The following is a 14,229-nucleotide window of genomic DNA, read 5'->3' on the forward strand; positions in this document are numbered from 1 at the left end:
CTCACTCCTGACCCTTGCTCATCTCGGTGCGCAGGGTCTGCAGCTGACCCTTCTCGTTGTACGTGTACACCTCGATCGTCGCCTCGCCGGGCTCACCGGCGTCGGTGAAGTCGAGCGGACCGCTGACGCCGTCGTAGTCGATGTTCCTGCCGTCCGCCAGCAGCTCCTTGCAGGCGGCGAACGACGTGCACTTGTCGCCGTCCTTGGTGACCGCGGCCATCTCCTCGACGAACGTGCCCGGGTCGTCCGATCCGGCCGCCTCCGCGGCGAGCGCGATGGTCGTCACGCAGTCGAACGTCTGCGGCGCGAACTGCAGCTCCTTCAGGTCGAGTGCGAACGCCTTCAGGGCCTTCACGTACTCCGGGTTGGACTCCGACGACGGAGCCGTCCCCTTCATTCCGGCGAGCGTGGCGGGCTTGCCGGGAGCGACGAGGCCGGGCAGTTCCTCACTGCGCAGCCCGTCGGTTCCGTACACACCGATCTGCTCGGGGCCGAGTCCTGCCTCGATCATGCCCTGCAGAATCTGCGTGCCCTCCTCGAAGGCGATCACCACGGCGGCATCCGGATTCGCGTTCCTGACCTGCTGCACGAGCTGGTCGTAGTTCGTGGCCTTCGGGTCGTAGGTCTCGGCGACCGACACGGTCGCACCGCCGTCCTCCAGTGCCTTCTTCGTGGAGTCCAGCAGGCCTCGCCCGTAGTCGTCGGCGCGTGCGACCAGGGCCACCCGGTCATGGCCGTCGTCCAGGATGGTCTTCGCCAGGATCGGCGCCTGCAGGTTGTCGCTCGGGGCGGTACGGAAGTAGAAGCCGCCGTCGTCGTAGTCGGTGAAGGTGGCTGCCGTGTTCGACCCCGAGCACTGGACGACACCCTCACCGGTGACGCGGTCGATGATCGCCAGCGACATCCCGGAGGCTGCCGCTCCGATGATGGCATCCACCCCGGACGCCAGTACACGGTCCGCCGACTGTGCCGCGACGGCCTCCTGATTCGCCTCGTCACCGGAGACCACGGCCGGTACCGGCTTGCCGAGGACACCACCCGCGTCGTTGATCACCTTGATCGCGAATTTCGTCGACTCGATCATCGGAGGCCCGAGGAAGGCCAGCTGACCGGTCTCCGGCAGGACGTATCCGAGTTTCAGTTCGCCGTCCTCGTCGCGGGCCACCGCTGCCGAAGCGCCCCCACCGCCGCTCGAGCCGTAGGCGGCCGCCAGAAGTACGGCCGCGCCCAGGAAGATCGCGGACCGCCGTTTCGACGTGTGCATGTCCGCCTCCTCAGTAGAGGCTGTGTTCTGTTCTGTAAAGAGAGTAAACCGGCCGGACAGGGCGCGGAGCGGGCCGAACGGCGATCGTCGGGCCCGCGGAAAACCCGTCGCCCGGAAGCGGAACCGCTGGCTGGGCTCCCGGCGCCGTGACGCGGACACGCGCGTCACGCACCCGTCCGTCCCGGCCGAGGAGGGCCATGTCCGGCGTGAGGATGCATGCCGACGAGGTCGACATCGACGCGTCGCTCGTCGGCCGCCTGGTCACGGCGCAGTTCCCGCACTGGGCGCATCTGCCTGTCAGGAAGGTCCTTCCGCGGGCACCGACAACGCCATGTACCGGCTGGGGGACGACCTGGTGGTCCGTCTGCCGCGCGTCCCCGGGGCCGCGCGCCAGGTCGACAAGGAGCAGCGCCGGCTCCCGCTGCTCGCCCCGCACCTTCCGCTGCCCGTGCCCGTGCCCGTCGGCAAGGGCGTCCCCGGTGAGGGGTACGAGCTGCCCTGGTCGGTGTACGGATGGCTCGACGGCGCGAACGCGTTCGACGAGCCCGTCGCCGATCTCGCGCACACCGCCGTGGAGTTGGGCCGGTTCGGCGCTGCCCTGCGCACGGTCGACTCCGCAGGCGGGCCACCGTCCTTCCGCGGCGGCCCCGTCCGTACCCGCGAGGACGACGTCCGGGCGGCGATCCGGGACCTGGGCGCGGACGGCACCGTGGACGCGGACGCCGCTACGGCGGCGTGGGAGGAGGCCCTGCGGCTGCCCCAGTGGCAGGACGACCCGGTGTGGGTCCACAGCGACCTGCTGCCGGGTAACGTGCTGGTCAGGGACGGCAGGCTGAGCGCCGTCATCGACTTCGGCTGCGTGGGCGTCGGGGATCCCGCCTGCGACATGATGGCCGCCTGGACACTGCTCACGTCCGGGACCCGGGACCTGTTCCGCGAGACGGCCGAGGTGGACGACGCCACGTGGGCGCGCGGCCGCGGCTGGGCACTGGCCTGGGGGCTGACGACCGAGCACTGCTACCGCGTCAGGAATCCGGTGCTCGCCACCGTCGCCCGCCGCGCGATGCGGGAGGCCCTCGCGGAGTACGAGACCGCCGCGGGCTGACTCCGCGCCAGGCGGCAGGGGCCCGTCCCGCAGGTGCGTACCGTGCCGCGGAAACTGCTGCGGCCCGGGTCCCGGCACCGCACGGATGAAAGCCGGCCGGCGGAGGGCGTCTCACTCCGCCGGCCGGCCGAACAGCGTGCCCGCGTCCTACGGGGCCACCGCCATGTCGAACAGATGGACGTTGGCATTCGCCGGCAGGACGACCACCTCGACCGTCTTCGCCGGATCGAGCGGGATCGAGTTGGCGAACACCCGGTAGGCGATGCCCGCGTTGCCGTAACCGTCGGGCCGGTTGCGGCCGTCCGTCGACCTGATCAGCGTCGCGCCGTGCTCCGTGGCGTCCTGGAACGACCAGTTGGGGAAGCCCACCGCGCCAGTGGTGCTGGTGCCGTCGGTGTAGATCACCGTCGCGGTGCCGGTGGCCCCGGTGGTGACGCCCGAGCCGAGGAAGACCAGACGGCTTCCCTTGGCGTCGAACCGCACGGCCTGCCCCGTGCTCGCCACGTTGTTCTTCGTGCCCGGCGCGGCGGACGGCCAGGTCAGCCGCGCCCCCAGGGCGGTCACGGGCGCTCCCGGCGTGAGCCCGACGGCCGCCAGCTTCTGTGCGGAGAAGCTGTTGCCCTCGCCGTCGTAGTCACCGGGCCCGGTGTTGTTCTCGTCGGTGATGCCGACGTTGTTGTACGCGTCCGAGAGGCGGGCCAGGACCGGACCCGAGCGCTGCACGCGCGTGCCGGTGGCGGTGCCCCGGCCGTCACCGCCCTCATAGGTGGCGGTGGCCGTGAACGTGCGCATCGTGAACCCGGGGCGCGGCTCCGGCACCTGGATCCTGAACTCCGCCGTGGCGTCCGCGCCCGGCGCGTACGAACCGTCGACGCTGCGCACGGCGGGCTGCACCGCCCACCCGGCGGGGCCCTCGAAGGCGACCTCGAGGCGGCGCATGCGCTCCGGCCCCGCGCTGGTGACGGTGACCTTGACCGCCGAGACGGCCGGACCGTCCAGATCGACGGGGGAGATCGCCACCTCGGTGCGTGCCGCGGGCGCGGGCTCCTCGGCGGCCTGTGCGGCGACCGCGGGGGCGCCGGTGAACGCCAGGGCGGCCACCGACAGGGCCGCCACGGCTCTTCGTGGCGCGGTCAGAAGGACGGACATCGCTGCTCGCTCCTTGTCTCAGGGGGACGGGGAAGGGAGAGTGCCGGCGTCACACCGGCGGCATCTCGGTCATGCGGGAGTCGAGCCCGCCGCGCAGGTTCACCCACGCGCCCCGCGTGAAGTCGGGCACCGCCACGGGCTTCCCCTTGCGGTCGAGGGACATGACGCTCAGCGGAACCGGGGAGCACCAGGTGGCCGAGTCGTACACGTCGATGTCCGGCACCAGACCGGCCCGCATCTGCTGCACCGTGCGCCACTGGAGGACGTAGTCCATGCCGCCGTGGCCGCCGTTGTTCGCCGCGTCGTCGCCGATCTTCTTCCAGAGCCAGTGGTCGAACTCCTTGCGGTACGGCTCGAAGTCCCGCCAGGCGTGGCCGCCGTGGTCCGGCTCGAAGTAGACGCGCCCGCCGGTCCGGGACGTTCCCGCGTAGTCCTCGAAGATGCCCCGGCTGCCGGCGAGGGAGTTGATGCGGCTGTACGGACGCGGCGAACTGACGTCGTGCTCGGCCCTGATGACGCGGCCGTTCGCCGTCTCGATCAGGCAGGTGACGAGGTCGCCGTTGATGTACGTCTCGTTCCAGGAGGGGTGCCCCTTGGGAACGAAGCGCTCGCGGTAGTCGGCCAGTCCCTTGGGGGCGGTGGCGGTGGCGCGCAGCGTCGTCATCCGGTCGCCGCGGTTGATGTCCATCGCCGCGGCGACCGGGGCGAGCCCGTGCATCGCGTAGAAGGAGGCCGTGCTGCGGGTGTGCCACAGACGGCGCCAGGAGTCCGTGTAGTACGTGTTCGAGAACAGCAGCGCGCGCAGGTCGTGCAGGTAGCCGCCGTGCCCGTTGGTGACGTCGCCGAACACGCCCTCGTGCGCCATCTTGAGCATCGCCAGCTCGTTGCGCCCGTACGAACAGTTCTCCGCGAGCATCAGGTGGCGGCGGGTCCGCTCGGAGGTGTCGACCAGGTCCCACAGCTCGTCGAGCTCGGTGGCGATGGGGAGTTCGACGATGACGTGCTTGCCGGCCAGCAGGGCGGCCCTGCCCTGCTCGTAGTGGAACTCCCACGGCGTCGCGATGTACACGAGGTCGATGTCGTCGCGCCTGAGCATCTCGGCGTACGACTCGGCGGAGCCGCCGAACTCGGCGGGGCGCGGCTTGCCCGCCTTGACCAGGTCGTCCGCGACGCGCTTCGCGCGGTCGGCGCGGATGTCGCAGACGGCGGTCACCTGGCAACCGGGAACGACGGACCAGCCCTTGGTCATCCCGTTGCCGCGGTTGCCGAGGCCGATGGTGGCGACGCGGACTGTCCGGTGCGCCTCGTACGGCACATTGATCATGGACGTCTGACCGGCCCGGCGACTCGGCGCGGCGGCTCCGGCCGCGACGTCGGCGTCGGCGCCCGGTGCGGCGAACGCCGGAGAGGCGGCGCCGGCCCCCAGACCGACGGCGAGCGCACCGGCGGCGGCGCCTCCGAGCACCGAACGCCGTGAGACTTCGGGGACTTCAGGCATGACGAGCTCCAGACATGGGGTCGGCATCACTGGCGGGACGACTCTGACGGGACCGCCGCAGGCGTGTCAATAGTTGCTCGCAAGAACGGACTTACAAACAGAAACGCACAAGTGGCTTGCGGGGTGCGACCTGCGCGGTCGCCGTGCCGGCCGACGGTCCTGCGTCCGCCGCGCGCCCTCCGGAGCCGGCTGCGGTGGGCGGCGCACCGGCGGCCTGCCACCGGGCAATGGTCCGGGCCCCGGGCCGTAGGTCGCCTGCGGGCGGTCTGCTGTGCCGGGACGGCGCCCGCGGGGGCGCGCAGGCCGCGTCCGGTAGTCCCCGCGGGTGGTGAGCGGGAGTCCGGCCTCGCCGCAACACACCGCGTGCGCGGCGTCCCGGTGCACGCACGGGCGCAACGTGCCTGTCTCATTGGGGGCTTGGAGCTGTGCGCAGGCCGGTTGCCCCGCCGCCGCGCTGTGCGGAGGGGCCCTGCCCGCGCGCTGCCGGGTGCACAAGGCGCCCGTCCTGGGTGCCAACCGAGTGCCCCGTCCCCGGGTACCCGGCACGGTCCGGCCCCGTCGGGCTCGGGCTCTTGCGCGGGGGACGACGCTCCTCGGCGCACCCGGCGCTGCGGGTCCCCCTGGGGTTGCCGGCCGGGCGCCCCTGCCCCGCGTGCTCGCCACGCTTCGGTCCCGCCGGGCCCCGGGCCGGACCGCGCCTGCCGGCGGGCCTTTTCACCAGGACGGAGCCCGAGGGCCCCGGGAGCGCACGCCCGCCCCGGGGGGCGACGGGGAGGCGTCAGGCAGTCGTGCCGCGGGCGTGGGTCGTGCTCGTACGGACGATCAGTTTCGGTTCCACGGAAGCCGGTTCGGGCGCGGCCTCCGGGTCGTCGATGTGCCGCAGCAGATGGCCCACCGCCAGCGCGCCCAGGGGCCTTCTCGCGTCCGCCGGCCGCAGTGCCCCGGACGCACGACGGGAGGGGACCGCACCAGCGGCCCGCTCCCGTCGCCCTCCTCCCGCCTCGCGGGTCTCAGACCCCCGCGAGGACGTCCAGCAGCCTCGCGACCTCCGACGCCACCGCGTCACGGGCCGGGCCGAGGTACTTGCGGGGGTCCGCGACGCCGGGGGACGCCTCCAGACGCTCCCGCACGGTGCGGGTGAAGAGCTTGTTGAGGTGAGTGGAGATGTTCACCTTCGTCATCCCCGCCGTGACGGCCTTCCCCAGGTCCGTGTCACCGACACCCGACGAACCGTGCAGCACCAGCGGCACGGGGACGGCCTCGCGCAGCCGCGCGATGAGCTCGAAGTCGAGGACCGCGTCCCGGGTGAGCATGGCGTGCGAACTTCCCACGGCGACGGCCAGCGCGTCGACGCCGGTCGCCGCGGCGAAGGCACGGGCCTCGTCCGGATCGGTGCGGACGCCGGGCGCGTGCGCGCCGTCCTTGCCGCCGACCTCGCCCAGCTCGGCCTCCACCCACACGCCGGCGCTGTGGCAGTGGTCGGCGATCTCCCGCGTGGCGGCCACGTTCTCGTCGTAGGGGAGCCTGGAGGCGTCGAACATGACGGAGGTGAAGCCGAGGTCGACGGCCTCGCGGACGAGGCCGGGGGACTCGGCGTGGTCGAGATGGACCGCCACCGGGACATCGGCCGCCCGCGCCACGGCGAGGGAGGCGAGCCCGATCGGGGCGAGCCCACCGTGGTAGCGGACGGTGTTCTCGCTGACCTGGAGGATCACCGGCAGCTGGGCGAGCTCCGCGCCGGCGACGATCGCCTCTGCGTGTTCGAGCTGCACGACGTTGAACGCGCCGACACCCGAGGTGTTCGCGCGGGCCGGACCGACGATGTCGTCAGTGGACGTGAGAGGCATGGGTGTTCTCCACGGAAACGGTGGTACGGAACTGGTCGTAGAGGTCCGCATCGACATCGCCCGCCACGGGGCAGCGGACCGCGGCGGCCGAGAGCGCCACGGCCTCGCGCAGCCGCACGGGCCACGGATCGCCGTGCGCGAGCGAGGCGGCGAGCGCGGCGACACAGGCGTCCCCCGCGCCCGTCGGGTTCCCGGACAGCCGGTGCGGGGGAGTGGCGCGCCACGCACCCTGCGGGGTCACCGCGTACAGCCCCTCCGGCCCTCGCGAGGCCACCACGGCCTGTGCTCCGAGCGCGCGCAGGGCCTCCGCGGCGGCCACGACGTCCTGGTGACCGGTGACTTCGGCGATCTCGGCCGCGTTGGGCTTGACCACGTCCGGCCCGGCGGCCAGCGCCGCGAGCAGGGCAGGACCACTGGTGTCGAGGACGGTCGCCGCCCCCGCCCCGGCGGCCGACCGGACGAGCTGCGCGTACGCGTCGGACGGCAGTCCGGGCGGCAGGCTGCCGGACAGGACCACGACCGCGGCCTCGCGGACCAGGCGGGCGAAGCGGGCGGTGAAGTCCGCCCAGGAGACCGGATCCACCGGAGGGCCGGGCTGGTTGAAGACGGTGGCGTCGCCGTCCTCGCGGGAGACGACGGTGACCGTGCGGCGCGAGTCGCCCGCCACGGGCACCAGCTCGTCCCGCAGTCCGGCCGCGCGCAGCTCGTCCCGGATGAGCTGCCCCGTCGGGCCGCCCGCGAGCCCGGTCACCGTCGCCGGTGTGCCCAGGGCCGACAGGACGCGCGCGACGTTGACGCCCTTGCCGCCGGCCCGTTCGTAGGCGGCGCGCACACGGTGGGAGCCGTGCGGCACCAGGGCGTCGACCTCGTAGGTGACGTCGAGCGCCGCGTTCAGGGTCACGGTGAGGATCACGGTGCCGCGGCTCCCGCGGTCACGGGCTCGCGGAAAGCCGGCTCACGGAAGACCGGCTCGACCCCCGCCGCCTGCCAGGCCAGGATCCCGGCGCCCAGGCAGCCCGCCTCGTCGCCCAGTTCGGCGCGGACCACTTCGGGCCGGCGCTGGAACGTGAGCCGTTCGCCGAGGCGCGCCCGCAGCGGATCGAGCAGCAGGCCGCCCGCTTGCGCGAGACCGCCGCCGACCACGATCAGACCAGGGGCCAGGAGCGTCGTGAACGTCGCCAACGCCGCGGCCAGCGCGTCGACCGCGCGGTCCCACACGGCCACGGCCACGGGATCGCCCTGCGCCACCAGGCGCGCCACTCCGGCGGCGCCGTCGACGGCGCGCCCGGAACGCGCCGCGTACGCGGCCTCGATCGCCGCGGCGGACGCCACGGTCTCCAGGCAGCCGCGGCCGCCGCAGGCGCACGGATCGCCGTCCGGCTCCACCACTGCATGACCGAGCTCTCCGGCGTACCCGAGGCCGCGCACCACCCGGCCCTCGCACAGGACGGCCGCCGAGATGCCGGTGCCGACGGGCACGAAGAGCGCGTCCCGCGCGCCGTGCGCGGCACCGGTACGGCACTCGGCGAGCCCACCGGCGCGCACGTCGTGCCCGAGCGTGACGGGCAGGTCCGACGCGTCCCGCAGCAGTGCCGCGAGCGGCAGGTCGGACCAGCCGATGTTGGCGGAGTACACCGCCCGTCCGGCCGCCTCGTCGACGATGCCGGGGACCACCGTGCCCGCATGGCGGACCGTCAGGCGCCGGTCGGCGGCCTGGGCCGCGAGGTCGCGCAGTGCGCCGCTGATCGCGGCCACCACCGCGTCGGGGCCGTCCCGGCGGGGCGTCGGCCTGCGCAGCACGGCCAGGGGCGTCAGCGCCCGGTCGAGCAGCGCCCCTTTCATACCGGTGCCGCCGACGTCCAGCGCCACGACGCAGTCGCGCGTGCCGTGCGGATCAGGCATGGCTGTTCTCGAGGATCACGGACCGGGTGAGGTTGCGGGGACGGTCGGGGTCGAACCCGCGCGCCTCGGCGAGCAGGACGGCCAGCCGCTGCACCCGGATCAGGTCCGCCAGCGGGTCGAGCTCGCCGGCCGCGTCCCCCGACCCGGCGACGAAGGTGCCGCCGACCCGCGCGACGTCGTCGGCCAGACCGGCAGGCGTCGGACCGAAGAGCCACGCCACGCGGCCGGGTCCGGTGATGCTGATCGGCCCGTGCCGGTACTCCATGGCCGGGTACGACTCGGTCCACGCGCCCGCCGCCTCCCGCATCTTGAGGCCCGCCTCCAGGGCGAGGCCGTAGGTCCAGCCCGTGCCGAGGAACGTGAACTGCTCGGCGGCGCGCACCTGGGCGCTGAGCGGCTCGGCGAGGGCACGCTCGGCGTCCTCGACGGCCCGTGCCAGCGGACGCACCCCTGCGGGCAGCGCGTCCTCGGCCTCCAGATGCGCGCGCAGCAGGGCGAGCGCGGTGGTGGCGAAGCGGGTCTGGACGACCGACTGCTCGTCGGCGTAGTCCAGGACGGCGACGGCGTCGGCGGCGTCCATGACGGGGGTGGCGGGGTCGGCGGTGAGGGCCGCGGTCGCGACGGTGCCCTTCACCTCGGCCAGCAGGCCGAGGACCTCGGTGGTGGTGCCGGACCGGGTGATGGCGAGGATACGGTCGTAGCCGCGGTCGGCGGGGAACTCGGAGGCGGCGAAGGCGTCGGTCTCCCCGTGGCCGCCCGCCTCGCGGAGCCGGGCGTAGGCGAGGGCCATGAACCAGGAGGTGCCGCAGCCGACGACGGCGACACGCTCGCCGCGGCGCGGCAGGACGCCTTCGAGCGAACCGACGGACTCGGCCGCTCGCCTCCATGTGTCCGGTTGGGAGGCGATCTCGACCGAGGTGCGGGAGGCGTCCGGGGCGGTCATGGGCTGAACTCCTTGCTCAGAAGGGTCGATTGACGAATGAGGGGCGCCGGCCCGCTATTTGACGGATCCGGAGGTCAGACCGGAGACCACCTTGCGCTCGATGAAAGCGAACAGCACGACGACGGGCACGATGGCGATGACCGAGCCGGCGAAGAGATAGTTCCACTGCACGGTGTAATTGCCGATGAAGCTGTTGATGCCGACGGTCAGCGGCTGGCTCTCGGGGATCGTCGACAGGGTCAGGCCCATGACGAACTCGTTCCACGCGGCGATGAACGTGAAGATCATCGCGGTGACGACCCCGGGCAGCGCCAGCGGCAGGGTGACCCGTACGAGTGCCCCCATGCGCCCGAGGCCGTCGATCATCGCCGACTCCTCCAGGGCCACCGGGATGGAGCCGATGTACGCGGTGAGGATCCAGATGGCGAAGGCCAGGTTGAACGCGGCGTTGCACAGGATCAGCGTCCACACCGAGTTGAGCATGTCCAGCTGGTAGAACTCGCGGTAGAGGCCCACCAGGAGCGACGTCGGCTGGAACATCTGGGTGACCAGCACGAGCAGCAGGAACAGCTTGCGGCCCCGGTACTTCGTGCGCGCCGTGTAGTAGGCGGCGGGGAGGGCGACCAGCAGGACGAGCAGCGTGGACCCGCCGGCCACCAGGAGGGTGACCCGCAGGTTGGCGCCCAGGTTCGAGTCGCGCCACACGCCGACGAAGTTCGACCAGGCGAACTCGCCGGGCAGGTAGGTCGCGTCGCGCAGTTCACCGGCCGGCCGCAGTGCGGTGATCACCATCTCCGCGTACGGCAGGAGGAAGACCACCGCGATCATCCAGGCGGCCGCGGCGGCGACGACCGTGCGCGGCCGCAGGCTGCCGCCCGGCCGCACGGTGTCCGTGCGCGGCCCGGCAGGAGGCCGGGTGACGGCGGGGGAGAGCGTCTGCTGGGCCATCAGGACTCCTCCTGGTTCCACCGGCCGGCCTTGAGGAAGACGGCGACCATGACCACGACCAGGGCGAAGTTGACGACGGACATGGCGGCGGACTCGCCGATGTCGGAGTTCTTGAGCTGGTACATGAAGACGGTGGTGGTGGCCGTGTCGCTGTCCGGGCCGCCGTGCGTCATGCTCCAGATGATCGGGAACGAGTTGAAGACGTTGATCAGGTTGATGACGACGCCGACCAGGAAGGCCGGCCGCAGCAGGGGCAGCGTGATCCGCCAGTACGTCTGCCACGGACCGCTGCCGTCGACCCTCGCCGCCTCGTACACCTCGCCCGGCACGGTCTGCAGACCGGCGAGCAGCGTGTAGGTGGTGAACGGCAGAGAGACGAAGACCGCGACGAACATCATCCACGGCCAGGCGGTGGACGCCGTGCCGAGCCAGTCCTTCGGTCCGTCGATCAGACGCAGGTCCGTCATCAGGGTGTTGAGGACGCCCGCGGTCTGGTTCAGCATCCACTTGAAGCCGATGGCGGTCATCACCACCGACGCGGCCCAGGGCGCTATGAGCGCCCAGCGGGTCACACGCCGGCCCGGGAACCTCTGGTTGAACAGCTGCGCGAGCGCCAGGGAGATCACCATCGTGGCGGTCACCACGACCACGGTCCACACGACCGTGGCGAGGAGGACCGAGGGCAGCGCGGGCTCGTCGAACAGCTGCTTGTACTTGTCGAATCCCGCCGAGCCGCGGACGAAACCGCTGCTGCTGATCTTGAGGAACGAGGTGCGGACCATCTCGTAGACGGGCCAGACCACGACGAGCACGATGAGCAGGACGGCGGGGCCGATCCAGGGCAGCGGCCCGAGGCGGGCGAGCCCGCCGCCCCGGCCGGAGCGGCGCGTCGTGGGGGAGGTGGTGGACACGAGGGTGCCTTCCGTGTCGGTGCGGGACGGGCCGTCGGCTACTGGTCGGCGACCGCGTCCTCGGCCTTCTTCTGCAGCTCACCCAGCACCTTCGCCGGATCGCCGCTCACCGCGGTGCCGCCGCTCTTCTTGATCTCGGCCGAGACGATGTCCCAGGTGGTGTCGCCGAGCGGGTAGAACACCGCGTTCGGCAGCAGCTCGAAGAACGGCTCCAGGTCCTTGTGCTTCCCGTTGCCGGTCATCTCCTTCAGGGTCTCCTCGGTGACCGGCATGAGGTTGTAGGTCTCGTCGAACTTCAGCGTGTTCTCCTTGGAGTACGCGAAGTCGAGGAACTTCCTGATCTCTTCCTGGTGGCCGTTGTCCTTGAAGGCCATCATCCAGTCGGCGACGCCCAGAGTGGACTTCAGCGCCCCCGACTTGCCAGGGATCGGGGCGACGCCGTAGTCGACCTTGCCGTCCTTCGCCATCTGGATCAGCGAGGGATGGCCGTTGAGCATGGCGGCCTTGCCTGCGGCGAAGTCCGCGAAGGCGGTCTTGCGGTCCGTCGTCGCCGGGTTGGCGTAGGTGAGGCCCGGTTCGACGAGGTGGGACTTCAGCCAGGAGAACGCCTCGACGTTGGCCTTGCTGTCCAGGGTGTACGTGCCGCCGGTGTCGGTGTAGCCGCCGCTGTTGCCGAGCTCCCAGATCAGCGACTCGCCCTGTGCCTCCTCGGGCCCGAGCGGCAGTGCGTACGGGGTGACGCCGGGAGCCTTGGCCTTGATCTTCTCGGCGGCGGCCTTCACCTCGTCCCATGTCGTGGGAGCCTCGGTGATGCCCGCCTTCGCGAAGACGTCCTTGTTGTAGAACAGGGCGCGGGCCGAGGAGACGAACGGGATGCCGTACTGCGTCCCGTCGACCTCTCCCGCCTTCGCGAAGCTGTCGATGAGGTTGGCGCGGGTCTTCTCGGAGAGGACCTCGTCCGCCGTGTAGAGCAGGTCGTCGGCGACCTTGTCGGCATAGCCGCCGGTCTGGAGGACGTCGGGGACGTTCCCGCTCTGGATCATGGTCTTGACCTGGGCGTCGATGTCGTTCCAGTTGATGACCTGGACATCGACCTTGATCTTGGGGTTGGCGGCGGTGAACCTCTTGGCCACGTCCTCCCAGTAGGCCGTCGAGCTGTTGGACGCCTTGTCCCCGTAGTCGGCGGCGACGAGCTTCAGCGTCACCTCTCCGTCGGCCGAACCGCCGCCGCCTCCGCATGCCGTGAGCGTGAGCGCGCCGATCGCGCAGGCCGCGGAGAGAGCGAGTATGCGCTTGATCACTGCCAAGACCGCCTTTGTCACAAGACCTCGACCCTGCACGGGGTCCCTTGCGCTGAGCACGCTGTCGCATTGTCGGCACTCTTGTCAAGAGTTGCTCATTTCCCGTGAGTTTCAAGCAGAAGTGAGCGAAAACGTTGAGGGGGGGCGACCGTCGGGCACCGGCCCGGACCGGTCGGAAGGCGTCCCCAGTACGATCAGTGGCAGCTCAGGGGCGGCTGCACAGGCGACAAGGAGTCCGAGGATGTCCAAGCACGAGCGCTGGAACGCGCTGCTGGAGCTGCTGGCCGCCGAGGGGCGCCTGGACGTCGAGGAGGCCGCGAGCGCGCTGGACGTTTCCAGCGCGACCATCCGCCGGGACCTCGACGAGCTGGCGGAGCAGCAGATGCTCGTCCGCACCCGCGGCGGTGCGATCGCGCACGGCGTCTCCTACGAACTGCCGCTGCGCTACAAGTCCTCGCGGCACGCCCCGGAGAAACAGCGGATCGCCGCGGCGGCCGCCGACCTCATCGGGGACGGCGAGGTGGTGGGACTCAACGGCGGGACGACCACGACCGAGGTCGCCCGGGTGCTCGCGCTGCGGGCGAGCGGCGGGCAGCGGGAGACCACCGGCGCGCCCTCGCCCGCCTTCACCGTGGTGACCAACGCGCTCAACATCGCGGGGGAGCTCGCGGTGCGCCCCCAGATCAAGATCGTGACCACCGGCGGTGTGGCCCGCCCGCAGACGTACGAGCTCGTCGGACCGCTGACCATGGGCGTTCTCAACGAGGTCGTGCTGGACGCGGTCGTCCTCGGTGTCGACGGCGTGGACCCGCAGCTGGGGATCATGGCGCACCACGAGGACGAGGCCGGCGTCAGCAGGCTCTTCGCCGAGCGGGCGCACCGGGTGATCGTCGTGACCGACTCGTCCAAGCTGGGCAGGCGCGCCTTCGCCCGGATCTGCGGACTCGACCGCATCGACGTCCTCGTGACCGACGCCAACGTCTCCGCGGAGACCTCGGCCCGCCTGGTCGAGGCGGGCGTCAAGGTCATCGCCGTCTGACACCGCGCGGCGCACCGGGAGGCCCGCCCCGCGGGCGGCCGGCGCCGGTCAGCCGGGCAGCGCCCGGAAGGGCATCGCCTACCTGCCTGCGCTACGACCCCGCCACCGTGCAGCGCGCTCTCGCCGAACTCCTCCAGGTCGCGCCCGCGCTGCGCGGCACGGACGCCTACCGCTACGGCCTGGTGGGCGTCGCCTGCCCGTGAAGTCGGGCCGGTGTCTGCACGTCGAGGGTGGCAGTGCCGACGGCGCGAAGCTCCTGATCCGGGCCTGCACCGCCGGAGCCGAGCAGCAAGGGAAGCTGCCCGGCTGATCGGGACCGCGG

Annotated in this window: 11 protein-coding genes and 2 pseudogenes; 2 read left to right on the forward strand and 11 right to left on the reverse strand. The window is 71.9% G+C overall.

The window, feature by feature from the left end; translation table 11 throughout:
• Position 1: 1 nt before the first annotated feature.
• Positions 2-1,264, reverse strand: coding sequence for an ABC transporter substrate-binding protein (locus tag ACWD0A_RS06260; RefSeq protein ID WP_451295113.1), 1,263 nt, complete (start codon positions 1,262-1,264; stop codon positions 2-4).
• A 197-nt stretch (positions 1,265-1,461) separates the two neighbouring features.
• Between ACWD0A_RS06260 and ACWD0A_RS06265 the strand changes: the two are divergent.
• Positions 1,462-2,369: pseudogene (locus tag ACWD0A_RS06265) on the forward strand (aminoglycoside phosphotransferase family protein).
• A gap of 147 nt (positions 2,370-2,516) precedes the next feature.
• On the opposite strand, the gene ACWD0A_RS06270 reads toward ACWD0A_RS06265, so the two are convergent.
• The 10 genes and pseudogenes from ACWD0A_RS06270 to ACWD0A_RS06315 all read right to left on the reverse strand — a co-directional run bounded on the left by ACWD0A_RS06270 (position 2,517) and on the right by ACWD0A_RS06315 (position 12,868).
• The gene (locus ACWD0A_RS06270) at positions 2,517-3,518 is read right to left on the reverse strand and encodes an NEW3 domain-containing protein (protein ID WP_451295115.1); all 1,002 of its coding nucleotides are present in this window, start codon (positions 3,516-3,518) and stop codon (positions 2,517-2,519) included.
• A 49-nt stretch (positions 3,519-3,567) separates the two neighbouring features.
• On the reverse strand, positions 3,568-5,016 hold the full coding sequence (locus tag ACWD0A_RS06275) for a Gfo/Idh/MocA family protein (RefSeq protein WP_451295117.1): 1,449 nt from the start codon (positions 5,014-5,016) through the stop codon (positions 3,568-3,570).
• 778 nt (positions 5,017-5,794) lie between these two features.
• Positions 5,795-5,926: pseudogene (locus tag ACWD0A_RS06280) on the reverse strand (LacI family transcriptional regulator); the annotation flags it as partial.
• A gap of 100 nt (positions 5,927-6,026) precedes the next feature.
• Positions 6,027-6,863, reverse strand: a complete 837-nt coding sequence (locus tag ACWD0A_RS06285) for a class II fructose-bisphosphate aldolase (protein WP_451295119.1) — start codon at positions 6,861-6,863, stop codon at positions 6,027-6,029.
• On the reverse strand, positions 6,844-7,776 hold the full coding sequence (locus ACWD0A_RS06290; protein ID WP_451295121.1) for a 1-phosphofructokinase family hexose kinase: 933 nt from the start codon (positions 7,774-7,776) through the stop codon (positions 6,844-6,846). The genes ACWD0A_RS06285 and ACWD0A_RS06290 overlap by 20 nt, the downstream gene beginning before the upstream one ends.
• On the reverse strand, positions 7,773-8,765 hold the full coding sequence (locus ACWD0A_RS06295) for an ROK family protein (protein ID WP_451295123.1): 993 nt from the start codon (positions 8,763-8,765) through the stop codon (positions 7,773-7,775). The genes ACWD0A_RS06290 and ACWD0A_RS06295 overlap by 4 nt, the downstream gene beginning before the upstream one ends.
• On the reverse strand, positions 8,758-9,708 hold the full coding sequence (locus tag ACWD0A_RS06300; RefSeq protein WP_451295125.1) for an SIS domain-containing protein: 951 nt from the start codon (positions 9,706-9,708) through the stop codon (positions 8,758-8,760). The genes ACWD0A_RS06295 and ACWD0A_RS06300 overlap by 8 nt, the downstream gene beginning before the upstream one ends.
• Positions 9,709-9,762: 54 nt before the next feature.
• Positions 9,763-10,656: a carbohydrate ABC transporter permease gene (locus ACWD0A_RS06305; RefSeq protein WP_451295127.1), complete on the reverse strand. Its 894-nt coding sequence runs from the start codon at positions 10,654-10,656 to the stop codon at positions 9,763-9,765.
• Positions 10,656-11,567, reverse strand: a complete 912-nt coding sequence (locus ACWD0A_RS06310) for a carbohydrate ABC transporter permease (RefSeq protein WP_451295129.1) — start codon at positions 11,565-11,567, stop codon at positions 10,656-10,658. Before ACWD0A_RS06310 ends, ACWD0A_RS06305 begins: the two co-directional genes overlap by 1 nt.
• 38 nt (positions 11,568-11,605) lie before the next feature.
• Positions 11,606-12,868: an extracellular solute-binding protein gene (locus tag ACWD0A_RS06315; RefSeq protein WP_451295131.1), complete on the reverse strand. Its 1,263-nt coding sequence runs from the start codon at positions 12,866-12,868 to the stop codon at positions 11,606-11,608.
• A gap of 241 nt (positions 12,869-13,109) precedes the next feature.
• Here ACWD0A_RS06315 and ACWD0A_RS06320 point away from each other — a divergent pair, with 241 nt between their 5' ends.
• Complete coding sequence (locus ACWD0A_RS06320) at positions 13,110-13,907, forward strand: DeoR/GlpR family DNA-binding transcription regulator (RefSeq protein ID WP_451295133.1); 798 nt, start codon at positions 13,110-13,112, stop codon at positions 13,905-13,907.
• Positions 13,908-14,229: the final 322 nt, after the last annotated feature.

Source organism: Streptomyces sp. NPDC002867 (assembly GCF_053591895.1).

Coding starts and splice junctions, on each gene's coding strand:
- ACWD0A_RS06305 (WP_451295127.1), bottom strand. CDS start 10,656: ATGGCCCAGCAGACGCTCTCCCCCGCCGTCACCCGGCCTCCTGCCGGG.
- ACWD0A_RS06300 (WP_451295125.1), bottom strand. CDS start 9,708: ATGACCGCCCCGGACGCCTCCCGCACCTCGGTCGAGATCGCCTCCCAA.
- ACWD0A_RS06260 (WP_451295113.1), bottom strand. CDS start 1,264: ATGCACACGTCGAAACGGCGGTCCGCGATCTTCCTGGGCGCGGCCGTA.
- ACWD0A_RS06275 (WP_451295117.1), bottom strand. CDS start 5,016: ATGCCTGAAGTCCCCGAAGTCTCACGGCGTTCGGTGCTCGGAGGCGCC.
- ACWD0A_RS06295 (WP_451295123.1), bottom strand. CDS start 8,765: ATGCCTGATCCGCACGGCACGCGCGACTGCGTCGTGGCGCTGGACGTC.
- ACWD0A_RS06270 (WP_451295115.1), bottom strand. CDS start 3,518: ATGTCCGTCCTTCTGACCGCGCCACGAAGAGCCGTGGCGGCCCTGTCG.
- ACWD0A_RS06320 (WP_451295133.1), top strand. CDS start 13,110: ATGTCCAAGCACGAGCGCTGGAACGCGCTGCTGGAGCTGCTGGCCGCC.
- ACWD0A_RS06285 (WP_451295119.1), bottom strand. CDS start 6,863: ATGCCTCTCACGTCCACTGACGACATCGTCGGTCCGGCCCGCGCGAAC.